This is a genomic window from Planktotalea frisia (assembly GCF_001890925.1).
GTDB lineage: Bacteria > Pseudomonadota > Alphaproteobacteria > Rhodobacterales > Rhodobacteraceae > Planktotalea > Planktotalea frisia.
The window spans coordinates 17,626-33,571 of record NZ_MLCB01000142.1 but is presented as its reverse complement, the minus strand read 5'-3'; the positions used below and the strand labels follow the sequence as shown (position 1 = coordinate 33,571).

Annotated in this window: 13 protein-coding genes; 6 read left to right on the top strand and 7 right to left on the bottom strand. The window is 54.6% G+C overall.

What is annotated here, in order from left to right; genetic code table 11:
- The first annotated feature begins 63 nt into the window (after window positions 1-63).
- Together PFRI_RS11440 and PFRI_RS11435 are read left to right on the top strand one after the other, a co-directional pair.
- On the top strand, window positions 64-1,068 hold the full coding sequence (locus PFRI_RS11440; RefSeq protein WP_072630839.1) for a GT-B fold glycosyltransferase domain-containing protein: 1,005 nt from the start codon (window positions 64-66) through the stop codon (window positions 1,066-1,068).
- A gap of 135 nt (window positions 1,069-1,203) precedes the next feature.
- The gene (locus PFRI_RS11435; RefSeq protein WP_072630838.1) at window positions 1,204-2,496 is read left to right on the top strand and encodes an O-acetylhomoserine aminocarboxypropyltransferase/cysteine synthase family protein; all 1,293 of its coding nucleotides are present in this window, start codon (window positions 1,204-1,206) and stop codon (window positions 2,494-2,496) included.
- 60 nt (window positions 2,497-2,556) lie between these two features.
- On the opposite strand, the gene PFRI_RS11430 is transcribed toward PFRI_RS11435, so the two are convergent.
- Window positions 2,557-3,282, bottom strand: coding sequence for an SIMPL domain-containing protein (locus tag PFRI_RS11430; RefSeq protein ID WP_072630837.1), 726 nt, complete (start codon window positions 3,280-3,282; stop codon window positions 2,557-2,559).
- Between the two features lie 237 nt (window positions 3,283-3,519).
- Between PFRI_RS11430 and PFRI_RS11425 the strand changes: the two genes are divergently transcribed.
- Complete coding sequence (locus PFRI_RS11425) at window positions 3,520-6,105, top strand: hypothetical protein (RefSeq protein ID WP_072630836.1); 2,586 nt, start codon at window positions 3,520-3,522, stop codon at window positions 6,103-6,105.
- Here PFRI_RS11425 and hppD read toward each other — a convergent pair whose 3' ends face one another.
- Complete coding sequence (gene hppD, locus PFRI_RS11420) at window positions 6,106-7,203, bottom strand: 4-hydroxyphenylpyruvate dioxygenase (RefSeq protein WP_072630835.1); 1,098 nt, start codon at window positions 7,201-7,203, stop codon at window positions 6,106-6,108.
- Between the two features lie 140 nt (window positions 7,204-7,343).
- Between hppD and PFRI_RS11415 the strand changes: the two genes are divergently transcribed.
- A complete protein-coding gene (locus PFRI_RS11415; RefSeq protein WP_072630834.1) occupies window positions 7,344-7,799 on the top strand; it encodes an Lrp/AsnC family transcriptional regulator in 456 nt (151 codons plus the stop codon).
- Window positions 7,800-7,824: 25 nt separating this feature from the next.
- A complete protein-coding gene (locus PFRI_RS11410; RefSeq protein WP_072630833.1) occupies window positions 7,825-9,702 on the top strand; it encodes a monovalent cation:proton antiporter-2 (CPA2) family protein in 1,878 nt (625 codons plus the stop codon).
- Here PFRI_RS11410 and cobT read toward each other — a convergent pair.
- Window positions 9,699-10,706 (bottom strand): nicotinate-nucleotide--dimethylbenzimidazole phosphoribosyltransferase, encoded by a 1,008-nt coding sequence (gene cobT, locus PFRI_RS11405; RefSeq protein WP_425439467.1) that lies wholly within the window; start codon window positions 10,704-10,706, stop codon window positions 9,699-9,701. The two genes, PFRI_RS11410 and cobT, sit on opposite strands and share 4 nt — an antisense overlap.
- Window positions 10,707-10,740: 34 nt before the next feature.
- On the opposite strand from cobT, the gene PFRI_RS11400 reads away from it, so the two are divergent.
- Complete coding sequence (locus PFRI_RS11400; protein WP_072630832.1) at window positions 10,741-11,538, top strand: adenosylcobinamide-GDP ribazoletransferase; 798 nt, start codon at window positions 10,741-10,743, stop codon at window positions 11,536-11,538.
- Window positions 11,539-11,620: 82 nt separating this feature from the next.
- Here PFRI_RS11400 and PFRI_RS11395 read toward each other — a convergent pair whose 3' ends face one another.
- The 4 genes from PFRI_RS11395 to PFRI_RS11380 all read right to left on the bottom strand — a co-directional run bounded on the left by PFRI_RS11395 (window position 11,621) and on the right by PFRI_RS11380 (window position 15,931).
- Window positions 11,621-12,145 (bottom strand): CarD family transcriptional regulator, encoded by a 525-nt coding sequence (locus tag PFRI_RS11395; RefSeq protein WP_072630831.1) that lies wholly within the window; start codon window positions 12,143-12,145, stop codon window positions 11,621-11,623.
- 295 nt (window positions 12,146-12,440) lie between these two features.
- Entirely contained in the window at window positions 12,441-12,779 is a 339-nt protein-coding gene (gene fdxA, locus PFRI_RS11390) for a ferredoxin FdxA (RefSeq protein ID WP_072630830.1), read from the bottom strand.
- 48 nt (window positions 12,780-12,827) lie between these two features.
- Window positions 12,828-13,202 carry an RNA-binding S4 domain-containing protein gene (locus PFRI_RS11385; RefSeq protein ID WP_072630829.1) on the bottom strand — a complete coding sequence of 125 codons (375 nt, stop codon included), beginning with the start codon at window positions 13,200-13,202 and terminating at the stop codon, window positions 12,828-12,830.
- Window positions 13,199-15,931, bottom strand: coding sequence for a helicase-related protein (locus tag PFRI_RS11380; protein ID WP_072630828.1), 2,733 nt, complete (start codon window positions 15,929-15,931; stop codon window positions 13,199-13,201). Before PFRI_RS11380 ends, PFRI_RS11385 begins: the two co-directional genes overlap by 4 nt.
- Window positions 15,932-15,946: the final 15 nt, after the last annotated feature.

Here is a 15,946-nt window from a genome sequence, read left to right as displayed (position 1 = left end):
GTCAGCGATCGCCCTCGCTGCAACCGTCATATTCTGGTTATGAGTCCTGAACCTAGGGCGAGCATGGTCAAGAAAAGCGCGAAAAACAGCATTTTTAACATCGTTATCGTCGTTCAGGACGGCCGTTTAGCCTATGAAGCCGCCCTTTTCGCAGCCAGCCTACGCCACACCAACCCTGACTTCGCGGGCAAACTATATCTTGCCGAACCCATGCCGGGCCCTCTTTGGAAACGCGATCCTCGCCTGCCAAACGGGGATTTGCGTGATCTTTTGATCGAACTGGGTGGCGAGTTCATCCAATTCGAGAACCGCGTGTTTGGGCAAACCTATCCTTACGGCAACAAGATCGAAGCCCTCGCGGCAATGCCAAAAGACGAGAATTTTGTCTTCTTTGATACGGACACTTTGATCACAGGCAATCTGAGCGACGTGCCCTTTGATTTTGAGCGCCCTTCTGCGTCGCTAAGACGTGAAAATACTTGGCCACAGTTAGAACTTTACGGACCCGGCTACGGCGCCACATGGAAATCACTCTACGACAAGTTCGATCTGGATTTTGCAAGTGCGCTCGATCTGAACCATCCAGATGAATACTGGCGCCGCTACCCTTACTACAATGCGGGCTATTTCTTTTACAAATGCCCACAGCAATTCGGCACGCGTTTCTTGGACTACGCCAAAGCCATCCGCGATGACGCGCCACCTGAATTGGTTTGCCAAGTGATGGATCCTTGGCTGGATCAAGTTGCTTTGCCGCTCGTGATTCACAGCTTTGGCGGCGGCAAACACACGCTACCGCGCGGATTGCTCGATGGAGAGATAAGCTGTCATTACCGCATGCTGCCCCTGCTTTATGCGCGCGAAAGCGACCGTGTCATTGAAGTGCTCGAAGACGTCACAGCACCAAACAAGATCAAAAAAGTGCTCAAAGGTTCTGACGTGATCAAGCGCATGGTTTACCAAGGGCGTGGTCACAAAGTTCGCGACCTGTTTGACCAAGATGATATGCCGCGCAAAGAGCAAGCTATTCGCAACAGGATCAAGAAAAATAACTTCTGGATGCGTTGAGCCACTGAGAAACATTTGTTTCGCAACACTGCAGATTTTCAAAACGCTTGTTCCAAAACACAGCCTTGATGTTGTGAGCTTTGCAACATTGGCCTAGACCTATGCCCAACGCTCTTTTCAATGTGAGGAATTCCCATGACCGACGGACCAAGCTACGGCTTTGATACACTGCAAATCCACGCAGGCGCACGCCCTGATCCAACAACAGGTGCCCGCAACACGCCGATTTATCAGACAACGGCTTACGTCTTTCGCGACGCCGAGCATGCAGCCGCCCTCTTTAACCTGCAAGAAGTCGGCTACATCTATTCGCGTTTGACGAACCCCACAGTCGCCGTTCTGCAAGAACGCATCGCCACATTAGAGGGTGGTGTCGGCGCTGTTTGCTGCTCGTCCGGTCACGCGGCACAGATCATGGCGTTGTTCCCACTGATGCAGCCGGGCATGAATGTTGTGGCGTCCACTCGTCTGTATGGCGGCACAATCACGCAATTCAGCCAAACGATCAAACGTTTCGGATGGGAAGCGAAGTTCGTAGATTTCGACGATGAAGACGCGGTGAAAGCAGCCATCGACGACAACACGCGCGCGGTCTTTTGCGAAGCGATTGCCAACCCTGGCGGTTACATCACCGATCTCGATGCGATCTCTGCGATTTCTGACGCCGCAGGCATCCCGTTGATCGTGGACAACACATCCGCCACGCCCTACCTGTGCCGCCCGATCGAGCATGGCGCGACGCTGGTTGTTCATTCCACAACGAAATACCTCACAGGTAACGGCACGGTCACAGGTGGGTGTGTTGTGGACAGCGGCAAGTTTGACTGGACAGCGTCGGACAAATTTCCGTCCCTCAGCGCGCCAGAGCCAGCCTATCACGGCCTCAAGTTCGCTGAAACTTTTGGTCCTTTAGCCTACACGTTCCACGGCATCGCCATCGGTCTGCGCGACCTTGGCATGACAATGAACCCACAAGCTGCGCACTACACGTTGATGGGCGTCGAAACGCTCTCTTTGCGGATGCAGCGCCACGTAGAGAACGCGCAAACGGTTGCAAGTTGGCTGGAGAAAAACGAGCATGTTGAGTATGTTACATATGCTGGCCTGGAATCATCGCCCTATAACCATCGTGTCGAAAAGATCTGCCCAAAAGGTGCTGGCGGCTTGTTCACATTTGCGCTGAAGGCCGGCTATGAAGGTTGCATCAAACTGGTGAACAGCCTTGAGATCTTCAGCCACGTAGCCAATTTGGGCGACACACGCTCGCTGGTGATCCACTCGGCATCGACAACCCACCGACAGCTTTCGCCAGAGCAGCAAGAAGCGGCAGGAGCGGGTCCGAATGTCGTGCGTATTTCCATTGGGATTGAGAATGCTGAAGACCTGATCGCGGACTTGGATCAGGCCATCAAGACCGCCTCTGCGTAAAGGGCTGCGGCCTGAGCAATTCGAAAGGCCCGAGGCATTCCTTCGGGCCTTTTCTTTTGTTTAGTCAGTCAATTGAAAGATGATCTTAACCCGCGCACTTTGCGACACTTCGCCTTGTGCAATCGGAACCGCGCCAGAGCGCGCAGCTAACATTTCCATCATGGGAGCCTGTATGCTTGTGCCACCGCCAAGTTCTTCGGTGATCAGCACGACATCGCCAAGCGAAACACCCGCCGCGTGCGCGTAGAGTTCCGCCTTGCGACGCGCATCCTGAACTGCCGTTTCGCGGGCGCGATCTTGCACAGGCTGCGGGTCAATCAAACCAAATCGGAAGCCGGAAAATGAATTCGCACCATCGCGTGCAACACTGTCGAGCACCGCGCCCAGGCTGTCTAAATCGAGCAACGTGACAGTGACCGTATTGGACGCTTCAAACCCGATTGGAGCAAGCGTCATGCCCTCATCGTCATAGCGCTGCCCTTGTCGCCAGACCGGGTTTAGGTTCAGCGACGAGGTCTGCATATCGCGCTTTTCGACCCCCATTTCCTCCATACGAGAGAGAATCGCTGCCACTGCGACACTTGTCTGAGCCAGTGCATCTGCCGCGCTTTTCGCAGTATGGCGTGCGCCCAACGTAATGACAGCTTTATCCGGCGGCGCACTGATTTGACCGGATCCGATCACGGTTACGGACCTAGCCACGCCAAGCGTCTGAGCATGAAGTGGCAGGGCGAGAACTGTACTAATTGCAAAAAAGGTCGAAAAAACCCAATTTTTTAAGGACATCGTAATACCTTTCGTAAACTTTAAAACCAAATGAACTCAGCTCACTGTGCCAAGCGATAGGGTTTAGACGCAAGCACTGGTGCGATCCTTGGCAAAAATCCACGCCATGAAGATAGGGGAAACGTAGCTTTAACTTCTCTCAGGCAGGACTTTTTCCTTTCGGCAAGAAACTGCTATACTCAACACATAATCGCGTACCGACTCCCAGTGCGCGTTTGGGGAGACTAAAATACAAGTATGAGACCGAATTTTGCATTGTCGCTTTCGTTCAGCGGTATCCAACTCTTGCAGCGGCAAGCTGCTGGATGGGGCCGTGTGGGTGATGTCGACATTAGTTCTGCTGATCTCACGAGCGAATTGGCGGCTTTGCGCGACAAAGCCCTGGCGCTTGGCAGTGGTCCTGTTCAAACCAAATTGATCATCCCCAATGACCAGATTAAATACCTAACGGTTGACGCCGTTGGCTTGGATAAGGACGCGCTACAGGCTGCCGTCCTGAAAGCCCTTGATGGTGCGACGCCCTACCCCGTCGATGATCTCGAATTTGATTTCGCCAATGAGAATGGCAGCGTTCATATCGCGGCTGTTGCAAAAGAAACCCTGCAAGAGGCAGAAAGCTTCGCGACCGAGCATGGGTTTGAACCAATGGGATTTGTCGCGGCTCCGACGCAAGGGAATTTTCCGAAAGAGCCGACCTTTGGATTGAGCGCATTAGCGCGATCGAAAGGCATCATGGCGCTTGAGGCGGATGTACAGCCCGCAATTGCGACGGGCGAAGCTGTCGCCGTTGTCAAAGAACCGGATCCTGTTGAGGAAATACCGGAAGAGTTGAATATCCCAGTCGCAGGGTTTTCATCACGCCGCCGTACGCCTGAAACCGAGCCAGTGCTCCCTATTCCTGTGCGCGAACCTTCTGTTGCGACAACTGATCCGACGCCAGCAGAAGCCTCTCCGCAACTTGGGGGCGCTGAACGCGGTGTAGATCTGACGCCAGCCCCGAAAGCGCCTGCGCCGACTCGCGCCACGGCGGCTCCCACAGGACCAACACCACAGATTACAGGGGTGTCTGACGCGGCCCTCGATGAAACAGCGCTTGATAGCAAACTCGGCGGCCTTCGTCCTGGCGCGGCCTTTGATGACAGCGCGTTTGACGATGACATCCCACCGATGCCTGCAAGCTTTGCGGCGGCTCCTCGCGGTGGTGCAGCCATGCACGGCGCTGCGGATGGCTCACCCATTGCTGATCTAAGAGCGCCGAGCACGCCACCTGTCGAACCTTTGGAAAAAGCGCCTAACGCTCTCAAAGAAAACGGTGCGAAAGCAGCGGCAAAAGCCTTCGCGCTTGCTGGAACGGCTGGCGGTGCCGCCCTAGCTGGCGCACGCGGCTTGATGGCAAAACGTGCTAAAAAGGCCGAAACAAAAGCGGCACCTGTCCCAGAGCCGCAAGTTGTTGCCGCCGAAGCATCCGTCGAAGACGAAAAGCAACGTATGACCGTGTTCGGCGCACGAAAGCCGAAAAAGAAGAAAGAGCCAATCGCGATTGGTGGCAAGCCGCGTTTTCTGGGTCTGATCCTAACCGCTATCTTGCTATTGTTCCTTGTCAGCGTTGCCGCTTGGGCGTCTGTTTTTCTAGATGACGGGTTGGCGCGTTTCTTCGGTGGATCAGACCGAGACAAAGCGATTGCGGAGCTGCCAAACCCTGACGCATCCGTCGAACCCAGTGCCGAAGAATTGATCGAACTCGCCTCTTTGGATACGGGCGAGAACGACATTTTGGCGGATGACTTGCCCCTTGCACAGGACGGTTTGACGCAAGTCGCGCCCGAACCGGCGCCTGCTGTCATTTCTCCTGAGGAAGCGGAAGCCACATATGCCGCAACTGGTATTTGGCTGGCCACCCCCGAAATGCCGCTCTTGCCACCAAAGATCTCGCTTGAGGATGTGTACACGGCCTCGATCGATGCGCGTATCACGGGCCAAGATGCTTTCGCGATGGAGCCTTTGAGGCAACCGCGGGACGTTTTGCCCGCCATTGCGGCAGCGCCTGCACCTGCCAATTCCGATTTTGCATTTGATCAAAACGGGCTTGTTGTTGCGACACCTGACGGCGCGGCGACGCCTGAGGGTGCTTTGGTATTTCTGGGGCGTCCCGCGCGCGTACCCCCAGCAATTCCAGAGCGCCTTCGCAACGCGGCATTGGCCCCTGACACCACCGAAGAGCCAGAAGCGCTGGACAATGGAACAGTAGCGTCCCTGCGCCCTAAAACGCGGCCAGAGACGCTAGTCGAAGATACCGAGCGTACGCAACTCGGCGGCGTGTCACGCGCTGAGCTTGCAAAAATTCGCCCAAAGCTGCGACCGCGGGTCGAAAAAGAAGTTGAAGAAGCAGAAGCTGCGCAAACACCGGCAACACGTCTGGCCGTTGCCGCGTCGCGCAAACCTGCACCGCGCCCACGCAATTTTGCGCGCGTTGTTGCACTTGCCCAGAAACAAGCCGAACGTCAAAGCGCGCAAGAAGAACCGCAAGCAACGCAAGTCGCCGCTGTTGCCCCGCGCACTGTAAAGCCGAGCATCCCATCCAGCGCCTCTGTTGCGAAAAACGCCACTGTGCGCAACGCGATCAATCTCAGCCGCGTGAACTTGATCGGCGTTTATGGAAAACCCTCAAGTCGTCGCGCTTTGGTGCGGCTGTCCAGCGGGCGTTACAAAAAGGTTAAGGTCGGGGATCGTGTAGATGGCGGCCGCGTCTCCGCGATTGGTGAAGGTCAGTTGATCTATACTAAACGCGGTCGCAACGTGACGCTTCGCATGCCCAAAGGCTAGTTAACTCGCACCGCCAAGTTCCCCGCTATCAATCTGTTCTTGCTCGATTGATTCAAACAGCGCTTTGAAATTACCTTCGCCAAAACCGTCATCACCTTTGCGCTCGATAAACTCGAAAAAGATCGGGCCGATCACAGTTTTTGAAAAAATTTGCAACAAGATGCGTGTCTCGCCACCATTAACAACCCCTTCGCCGTCAATCAAAATGCCGTGCTTTTTCATCCGTTCCAGCGGCTCATCGTGGTCCGCAACGCGTGTTTTGCTAAGATCGTAATAGGCATCCGGCGGCCCTGGCATGAATTTGATACCCCGCGACGCAATTTCATCCGTTGCGTCGTAAATATCTTTGGCACCAACGGCGATATGCTGAATCCCCTCGCCTTTGTACTTCTTAAGATATGCCACGATCTGGCCGGTTTCACCACGATCTTCGTTGATGGGAATACGAATGCGCCCACAAGGAGAAGTGAGCGCACGACTGAGCAACCCTGAGAACTTGCCTTCGATATCAAAGAACCGGATTTCGCGAAAACTGAACAGATCGCCATAAAAGGCGAACCATTTGTCCATATTCCCTTTAAACACATTGTGCGTGAGATGATCGAGGTAGTGAAAGCCGACACCCTCGGGATTGGCTTTCGCGATCCAGTCGAACTCTTCGTTGTAAGGGGTCGTTGCCCAGTAGTTTTCGACGAAATAGATGAGGGAACCGCCAATCCCAACAATTGCAGGCACATCCAGTGTTTTGTCATCACCGACATAAGGTTCTGCGCCTTTCGCAACGGCGTGCTCAAAAGCATGCTGCGCGTTCACAACGCGCCAGCCCATAGAAGGGGCGCACGGGCCGTGATCTTCAATGAAACGCGCCGCAAAACTGTTGGATTCAGCGTTCAGAATATAGGTGATGTCACCTTGCTGCCAAAGCTCGATGGCTTTTCGTTTATGGGTCGCGGTATGCGCGTAGCCCATCTTGGCAAACAGGTTACGCAGCTCCTGTGGATCGGGATGGGCAAACTCAACAAACTCGAAACCATCGGTTCCAGCAGGGTTCTCGTCGCTGATTGTTGCGCGCTCAGCGTCATGTGGAAACGGGCCCATATCTCTTATCCTTGTGCAAACTTGGCGATTTTTGATACTATAAGCGCATTAGCATACGGATTTTCCGCATTTGTCATCGCATCGTTACAATTAGATGTTAAGAATACGCATGAATTCTGTAAAAATCGCAAAAATCCCGCATGCTGGATCAAATTGACAAAAACCTTCTTGCTGCTTTGCAAGAAAACGCCCACCTGACTGCGCAAGATTTAAGCGAGCGGCTCAATATGTCCGCGAGCCAAGCAGGTCGCAGGCGTCAAAAGCTCGAAGCCGAAGGTTATATCAAAACCTATCGCGCCCATGTAGATGCTGCGCGCATAGGGTTGAATGTTCAAGCGTTTGTGCAGGTTCATTTGGCGACCCACGGCCCAGAACAAGCCCGCAATTTTGCGCGTATGATCGAGTTAAGGCCCGAAATTACAAGTGTTTGGACCCTCACAGGTGACGCAGATTACCTCTTGCGGGTCTACTGTGCGGACTTGGCGGCGCTGAATGTGCTGATCCATGATGTGATCTTGCCGCATCCAACTGTGGCAAGGGTTCAAAGCCAGATTGTGATGGATCAATTAAAACAGGACGCGCCGCTTCCGACCTGAGTGCGTCAAACGTAAAGGAACTTGAATGGAAGGTTTTCTCTACTCTGCGTCTATCTATCTCGGGGCTGCGGTCATCGCGGTGCCTGTGGCTGCGCGCTTGGGGCTTGGCTCGGTGCTGGGCTATCTCGCCGCAGGCATATTGATTGGCCCACTTTTAGGGCTCGTCGGAGCAGAGACGAAAGACCTGCAACACTTTGCCGAATTTGGCGTCGTGATGATGCTCTTCTTGATTGGTTTGGAACTTGAGCCCCGCGCGCTTTGGGATATGCGACATCGCTTAATCGGACTGGGTGGCTTGCAAATTGTGCTCACGACGGTAGCGATCATGGGTGGTGCCATGGCATTCGGGTTTTATTGGTCGGTTGCGTTGGCCGTCGGCTTGATCTTTGCACTCTCTTCTACTGCGATTGTGCTGCAAACGCTGTCCGAAAAAGGGCTGATGCGTACGGCTGGTGGGCGCTCGACATTTTCGGTTTTGTTGACACAGGATATCGCCGTCATTCCAATGCTGGCTCTTTTGCCGCTGCTTGCCTTGCCCAAGGCGCTGTCGCTTAATCCTGACGGCTCGATCGAACGCCATGCAAACGACGCGCACGCCTCGGATCATATTAATCTTAGTCTTGTCGCCGACCTGCCCGGTTGGGGCGTGACCCTTGTCACATTGGCTGTAATCGGCGCAATCATTCTCGCAGGCGTTTATCTTGCCCGCCCCGTGTTTCGTTTCATCCATGCAAGCCATCTGCGCGAGATGTTTACCGCGCTCGCTTTGCTTATTGTTGTCGGCATTTCGTTCTTGATGCTGCTCGTTGGCCTGTCCCCTGCTTTGGGGGCATTTTTGGCCGGAGTTGTCCTTGCCAATTCTGAATTTCGCCACGAGCTTGAGACGGATATCGAGCCCTTCAAAGGTCTTTTGCTGGGCTTATTTTTCATCACCGTCGGTGCGGGCATTAATTTTGCGGTGCTTGAACGTGATCCCGCTGCGATCCTTGGGGCCACTTTGGCGGTGATCCTTGTCAAAGGTTTGGTGCTTTACGCGCTCTCGCATATCTTCAAACTTTATGGCAGCGATCGTTGGCTGTTCACCCTTGGTCTTGCGCAAGCGGGTGAATTTGGCTTCATCCTGACCGCGTTTTCCGTGGCGCAGAACGTCATCCCCATTGGCTTGTCCGAACGTATTTTACTGATCATCGCGCTTTCGATGCTGATAACACCGCTACTGTTCATTTTGATGGAAGTGATCGGCAAGCGCATCGGCAACGATTTACAAGACATTCAACATGATGTGGTAAATGAAGAAGGCCTTGTAATCATCGCTGGTGTTGGTCGTTTTGGGCAGATTGTGAACCGTTTGGTCGGGTCTGCTGGATTCAAAACAGTTGTTCTCGATCATGATCTCAAGACGATTGAGCTGATGCGCCGCTTTGGATTTAAAGGGTTTTACGGGGACCCGACTCGCCCTGACGTCTTGCGCGCCGCAGGTTTGGCGGACGCGCGCGTGTTGGTCATCGCGCTTGATGATCGCGATGCCGCGCTAAAAATGGTGCGGTATGCGCGCAAAGAACGGCCCGATCTGCACATCATTGCGCGCGCAGGCGATCGCAGTGATGTGTTCCGGCTCTATCAAGCGGGTGCGAACGACATTGTGCGCGAGATGTTTGACAGCTCACTGCGCGCAGGTCGCTACGTTTTAGAGAATATTGGTTTGTCAGAGTTTGAAGCTGCTGAAGCAGAGAAAACTTTCTATGCGCATGACCGTCACGCGATCCGCGAGCTTGCGCAGGTTTGGGACCCAGATATAGCCTCTGGTGAAAACGAAGCATATGTGGCGCGCGCTAAAGAGTTGGAACGAGACTTGGAAGCCTCGCTCCTTACTTTACTTGAAACGCGTCGTTCTGAAACTTAGCCAGCGGCGACACCCGCTTCGGCAAAGGTTGCCATGCCTGAATGACACTCCACAGCAGCCACAAGGATGTTAATTGCAAGCGTCGCGCCAGAGCCCTCGCCAAGACGCATATCAAGGGATAATAGCGGCGTTTTATCAAGTGCGGCCAATAGCTTGCCATGCGCGCCCTCTTGGCTGAGATGCCCAGCAACCACGTGATCAAGCGCACCATCTTGAGCTTGCGCAAGGCAGGCCGCAGCAGCAGTACAGATGAAACCGTCCATAATCACAGGAATGCGTTTGGCGCGTGCACTCGCAATTGCGCCTGCCATCGCCGCCAATTCACGACCCCCAAGGCAGCGCAGAATCTCAAGCGCATCATCACTTGCGTGCAAAGCAGCGCCCTCGGACACAACCCGCGTTTTATTGCTTAACCCGGTATCATCGACGCCAGTTCCGCGCCCTGTCCACTCGCTTGCATCGCCGCCGAAAAGCGCAGTGGCGATTGCGGCGGCGGATGTTGTGTTGCCGATGCCCATTTCGCCAACAACAAGCAATTCGGTGTCGGAATCGACCGCGTCCCAACCTGTTTTGAGTGCTGCGACCACCTCTGCCTCGGACATTGCGGCGTCTTTGGTGAAATCCGCCGTTGGCGTGTCGAGATCGAGCGCATGTACGCTCATCTCGGCACCTGCCACACGGCTCAACTGGTTCACAGCTGCGCCGCCATGTTCAAAATTGGCAACCATTTGCACCGTCACTTCTGCTGGAAAAGCGGATACGCCTTGCGCCGTCACACCGTGGTTGCCTGCGAAAACAATCACTTGCCGCTTTCCAACGCGTGGACGATCCGTGCCGCGCCAGCCGCCATACCAGATCGCTAGCTCTTCCAAACGGCCAAGCGCACCAGGAGGTTTGGTCAGTTGGCCGTTGCGCTCTTGTGCGCCGCTCATCGCATTTTGGTCGATCGAGGGCATCGCGGCAAGTAGCGTGCGAAACTCGGAGAGGGAAGAAAATGCACTCATGATCAGCTCTTTCATTGTAAGCAGGTATGCTTGTATGTTTAACAAAAGTCGCATCCGTGACAAGGTAGGAACGACGCTTTTGGCACCTCAAAACGACCTGTTCAAAGATACTTTAGTCGCACTCAGTTTGCTGACGCGGCTCCCGATCAAGCTGGATGATGACGCCTATGCGTACAGCGCGCGGGCGGCTTGGGCCTATCCTTTGGTCGGCGTCGTCACAGGGCTTTTGGCCTGCATTGCAGCACAGGTCGCGCTTTGGATTGGCTTGCCGCTTTGGTGCGCTGCGACTTTTGCGCTCGCGACGGGAATTATTGTCACTGGAGCCATGCATGAAGATGGCTTAGGCGATTGCGCAGACGGATTCTGGGGTGGCTGGGATCCTGCGATGCGCCTGAAGATCATGAAAGACAGCCAAATCGGCACCTATGGTGTTTTGGCTTTGCTGGTTACGATGGGGCTTCGCTTTGGTGTCATCTGGGAAATGTTGCGTTGGGATAGTTGGGTGTTGCCATTGATCGCGATCCACGTTGCGTCGCGCGCGGTCATGCCAGCGGTGATGACCATGTTGCCCCATGCCCGCGACACAGGGCTTTCGAAATCTGTTGGTCGCGTCAACGCAAATTCCGCGCAAATCGCGGCAAGTATTGGGGCCGTCGCTTTGGGAATGGGTTTCGGCCTGTTTGGCCTTGCACTGGTGTTGGTCGCAATTATCACGACTTTAGTTTGTGTCAGGTTGGCACGCGCAAAGATTGGTGGACAAACCGGCGATGTTTGTGGGGCCAGTCAGCAAATTTGCGAAGTGGCGCTTTTGCTTGCCGTGCTTGCGAGTTAGCCAGGTGAAACGCTCAAAATAGAAAAACCGCGCTTCCTCCCAAAAGCGCGGTCTTTCGTCTTCCCGTCATGGGCTGGCCCGCTTATGCAGCGGGCGCGGCAACCACTCGGGACATCAAAACGTCAGTAATCTGACGTGCAGCACCGTCTTCGTCGCCACCTTGAACAGCACCGAATTCACGGGTCAAACGCTCAAGCGCTGCTTCATAAAGCTGACGCTCAGAATAGCTTTGCTCACGCTGATCGTCCGTGCGGTGTAAATCGCGCACGACTTCGGCAATCGCGATGAGATCGCCAGAGTTGATCTTTTGCTCATATTCTTGCGCGCGGCGAGACCACATAGCGCGTTTCACTTTGGCTTTGCCTTTGAGCGTCTTCATAGCGTGTGCAACTTCGTCGCCGGTGCTGAGCGAGCGCATGCCAATATCGATTGCCTTATGAGTCGGAACGCGCAGGGTCATTTTGTCTTTTTCAAACGCGATCACATAAAGCTCGAGTTTCACGTCTGCGACCTCTTGCTCTTCGACGGATACCACTTTGCCAACGCCATGGGCAGGGTACACAACAAATTCGTTGACGCTAAAATCAAGTTTCTTTGACTTACTCATTATGGGCTATCCTCAGCTCATTTAGGATCACAGGACACAACAAAAAGAAGCGCGCAGGCAAACGGCCAGCGCGGTACGCTTCATGTGTAAATGCTATTTCGCGGGTGGGCAGAAACAGATCAGTGTCAGGCAATCATTCATCATCTGGTATGCACCATAACACAAATTTACCCCCCTCGCCAGAGGTGCATCTGAACGCACTTAATGAGGCTGAAACCCCAAGGCCTTATGGGTAAACGCAAAAAGGTGCCGCAGGGGCACCCTTTCAAATCAACAGCAAGTGATTCGGGGCAGATTAACCGCCCTCACCCGGCTGTTCAGAGAAATACTTTTCTAACTTGCCCTCTTCGCCGTCACGATCGTCTGCTTCGGGAAGCGGGTCTTTCTTGGTGATGATGACAGGCCAAAACTCGGAGTACTTACGGTTGAACTCAACCCATTTTTCCATGTCAGGCTCTGTGTCCGGACGGATCGCATCAGCAGGGCATTCAGGCTCGCACACACCACAGTCGATGCATTCATCCGGGTGAATCACCAACATGTTTTCACCCTCATAGAAGCAGTCCACAGGACAAACTTCGACGCAGTCGGTGTATTTGCAAGCAATGCAGCTGTCGTTGACAATGTAGGTCATAAGAGGTGCCTCAATGGAGTTGCGGACTTGCTAATCCAAGAACCGCGATCATTCAAGCTCTCCGCGTTTGATTTGCGCGCCAAGTTTGCGATCTGCTTTGCTTGGACGTCCGCCGCGTTCTGCGTAGGGTTTGCCAATATCGCGCGGTTGCGGTGGGCTGAGATCGGTATAGAGCGCCTGCGCTTCAATAGCAGGGCCACGACGCGTGCCAATACCATCGATTTGAATAACGCGAATGTGATTGCCTTGGGGGAATGTGAGAACGTCGCCAACCTTCACCGTGGCAGACGCTTTGACCACCTTGTCGCTATTCACCCGCAGGTGCGATCCGGTGATAAGTTTGGCCGACAGGCTACGGGTCTTAAAGAACCGCGCCTGCCAGAGCCATTTGTCGGCGCGCAGCTTTTCAGCTGCTTCGCTCACTTTTTTCCAAATCCTGCCAGCGCTGCTGCAAACGGATTGTCAGGATCGATCTTTTTCTCAGCCTTGGGTGGGCGCGCCGAGAAATTTTGCGCCTTGTTGCCACCCGCTTGAGGTTTCCCACGTGGCTTACCCTTGCCTTTGGGAGCACCGCCTTGCTTACGAGGACGGCTGTCCGCGTGCTTTTGCTGACGCGCACGGCCCCATGTGAAGGTGTAAAAGACCTCCATCTCGGGCGGCGTTTCTTCTTTGGGTGCTTCCTCAGCAGGTGCTTCAGCCGCAGGTACTTCGGTCGCTTCAACTGGCGCGTCTTCGACCTTGGCGGTCTCATCCGGCTTCACGGCGGGTGCCACTTTCACCTTCTCGCGCTCGCCCTTTTCGGCATTGTAGCCAAGACCTTGCATAAGATCCGAAAATTGCTCCAGCGTCATGCCTGTGATAGAGAGCATGTCGGCTTTGCCTTCAAACCCACCACGGCTGTCCTCAGAGCGCAACATATCTGCAAGGCGTTCTAGCATGTCGATGCGAATCGCGCGTGCACCCGCAGCGCGGTAGCCTGACATCAAATGGTAACCCGCAGGGGCATGTTCATCGGATGGAACTGTGACCAAACCCGGGGGGGGCGATTCCGGGAATTCTTGAAGACTTGACGCCAAAGACCACAACACCAAACGCAGTCGCGTGGGGGCTGGTTTCAGAAGCAAAGGCATAAATATCGTGAACTGACCAAAACGGATGCCGTGCTTACGCAGCGCACCGCGTGCGTCTTGATCCAGCGCTTTGACATCTTCTGCGACGTCAGAACGCGCAACGAGACCCATGTTCTCGATCAAACGGAACCCAAATCCGCGCGCCATGCCGGAGAGCTCTTCATCGCGCTGAAGGTTCAGCAAAGGTTCCATATGCAAGGCAATCTTGCGATCAATGAAGTGCTGCAAACGGCGCGTGACCTTTTCGATCACGTCGGTGCCAGCTTCGTCATCGACAAAGGCTTGAACCTGCGGTTTCAGCGCCTCTGGACCAGTGACCAGCTTACCAACAGCGTATTCGCCCCACATGAGGCCGCCTTGCTCGGTAAAATCGATCTCTGTATCAGGAGCGTTATAAAAACGGTCCGCGCGCAGATGGAAATGTGGGGTCAGAGCCGCCACAGACGCAGCGCGCAATGTCTTTTCCTCATTCCCGCTCGCAGACTTATCCTGCGAGAAACGGAAACCTTCCAAGCGACCCACGAATTCACCTTCGACGGTCACTTCACCTTTATCGTTCACTTCGGCCAAAAGGGCCTCCTTTTGTTTGAGCCGGCGCAAAAGCACGGATGTGCGCCGGTCCACAAATCTTTGGGTCAAACGCTCGTGCAGCGCATCTGACAAGCGGTCTTCTACAGCGCGCGTCTGAGAACGCCAATGATTTTCGTCATTTGTCCAACCAGAACGCTGCGCCACGTAGGTCCAAGTGCGAATAAACGCGAGCCGTTTGGAGAGCGTGTCAATATCCCCCTCCACTCGATCAATGCGCTTGATCTGACGCGCGAGCCAGTCATCGGGGATGCGGCCGGATTCGTGCAGGTAGTTGAAAATGCCCTCTAACAGGTTGGCGTGTTCGGAATTGCTAATGCCGCGAAAGTCAGGCACGCGGCACACGTCCCACAAAAGCTGCACTGATTTAGCGTCGCTTGCGCGCGCAGAGACTTCAGCCTCACCCGCAAGGGTTTTCAAGACACGCAAATCATCTGCTTCGCGCGATTTCACCAAGCGATCATCGTGACTAGGCTGTTCCAGCGACGCGATCAGCGCATCAAGGCGACCCATTTGCAGTTTCGGGTTACGCCATTGGAGTTTGCCGACAGGTTGAAAACGATGTTCCGTGATGGCGCGTGCGAGTTCATCATGCAGCGCAGGTGCTTCGCCAGTGACACCAAACGTACCCGGCTTCATCCCGCGCCCTGCCCGACCTGCGATTTGAGCAAGCTCGTTGGCCATGAGAGGCCGCATGCGTTGGCCATCAAACTTACTGAGAGACGAGAACGCGACGTGATCAATATCAAGATTAAGCCCCATGCCAATCGCATCGGTCGCCACTAGAAAATCTACGTCCCCGTTTTGATACATCTCGACCTGCGCGTTGCGCGTTCGCGGAGAAAGTGCACCCATAACAACCGCTGCACCGCCCTTTTGGCGGCGGATCAATTCGGCAATGGCGTAGACGTTTTCGACGGAAAACCCAACGATTGCGCTGCGCGGACGCATGCGCGAAATCTTTTTAGGGCCGGAATAAGCAAGCTGGCTCATGCGCTCTCGCGCAACAAACTGAGCGTCGGGAATCAAGGATTGGATCGGGCCACGCATTGTGTCCGCACCCATGAAAAGCGTCTCTTGCAGGCCCCGTGCGCTGAGCAATCGTTCGGTAAAAACATGCCCGCGCTCGGGATCGGCGCAAAGCTGGATTTCGTCGACGGCTAGGAAATCAGCCCCCATGCCCTGCGGCATCGCTTCAACAGTGCACACCCAATATTGCGTGCGCGGCGGAACGATACGCTCTTCACCTGTGACCAGAGCCACAACTGATGGCCCACGCAACGCGACAATGCGGTCATAAACTTCGCGTGCGAGCAGGCGCAAAGGCAGACCAATCACGCCAGTGCGATGCGCCAACATACGCTCGATCGCGTAGGTGGTTTTGCCCGTATTGGTCGGCCCAAGAACCGCGATGATGCGTGATTGCGCGGCCATACCTGCCCCAAACTC

Excerpts from the sequence above, each read along its gene's own strand:
- PFRI_RS11440 (WP_072630839.1), top strand. The coding sequence starts at position 64 with ATGGTCAAGAAAAGCGCGAAAAACAGCATTTTTAACATCGTTATCGTC.
- PFRI_RS11435 (WP_072630838.1), top strand. The coding sequence starts at position 1,204 with ATGACCGACGGACCAAGCTACGGCTTTGATACACTGCAAATCCACGCA.
- PFRI_RS11430 (WP_072630837.1), bottom strand. The coding sequence starts at position 3,282 with ATGTCCTTAAAAAATTGGGTTTTTTCGACCTTTTTTGCAATTAGTACA.
- PFRI_RS11425 (WP_072630836.1), top strand. The coding sequence starts at position 3,520 with ATGAGACCGAATTTTGCATTGTCGCTTTCGTTCAGCGGTATCCAACTC.
- hppD (WP_072630835.1), bottom strand. The coding sequence starts at position 7,203 with ATGGGCCCGTTTCCACATGACGCTGAGCGCGCAACAATCAGCGACGAG.
- PFRI_RS11415 (WP_072630834.1), top strand. The coding sequence starts at position 7,344 with ATGCTGGATCAAATTGACAAAAACCTTCTTGCTGCTTTGCAAGAAAAC.
- PFRI_RS11410 (WP_072630833.1), top strand. The coding sequence starts at position 7,825 with ATGGAAGGTTTTCTCTACTCTGCGTCTATCTATCTCGGGGCTGCGGTC.
- cobT (WP_425439467.1), bottom strand. The coding sequence starts at position 10,706 with ATGAGTGCATTTTCTTCCCTCTCCGAGTTTCGCACGCTACTTGCCGCG.
- PFRI_RS11400 (WP_072630832.1), top strand. The coding sequence starts at position 10,741 with ATGTTTAACAAAAGTCGCATCCGTGACAAGGTAGGAACGACGCTTTTG.
- PFRI_RS11395 (WP_072630831.1), bottom strand. The coding sequence starts at position 12,145 with ATGAGTAAGTCAAAGAAACTTGATTTTAGCGTCAACGAATTTGTTGTG.
- fdxA (WP_072630830.1), bottom strand. The coding sequence starts at position 12,779 with ATGACCTACATTGTCAACGACAGCTGCATTGCTTGCAAATACACCGAC.
- PFRI_RS11380 (WP_072630828.1), bottom strand. The coding sequence starts at position 15,931 with ATGGCCGCGCAATCACGCATCATCGCGGTTCTTGGGCCGACCAATACG.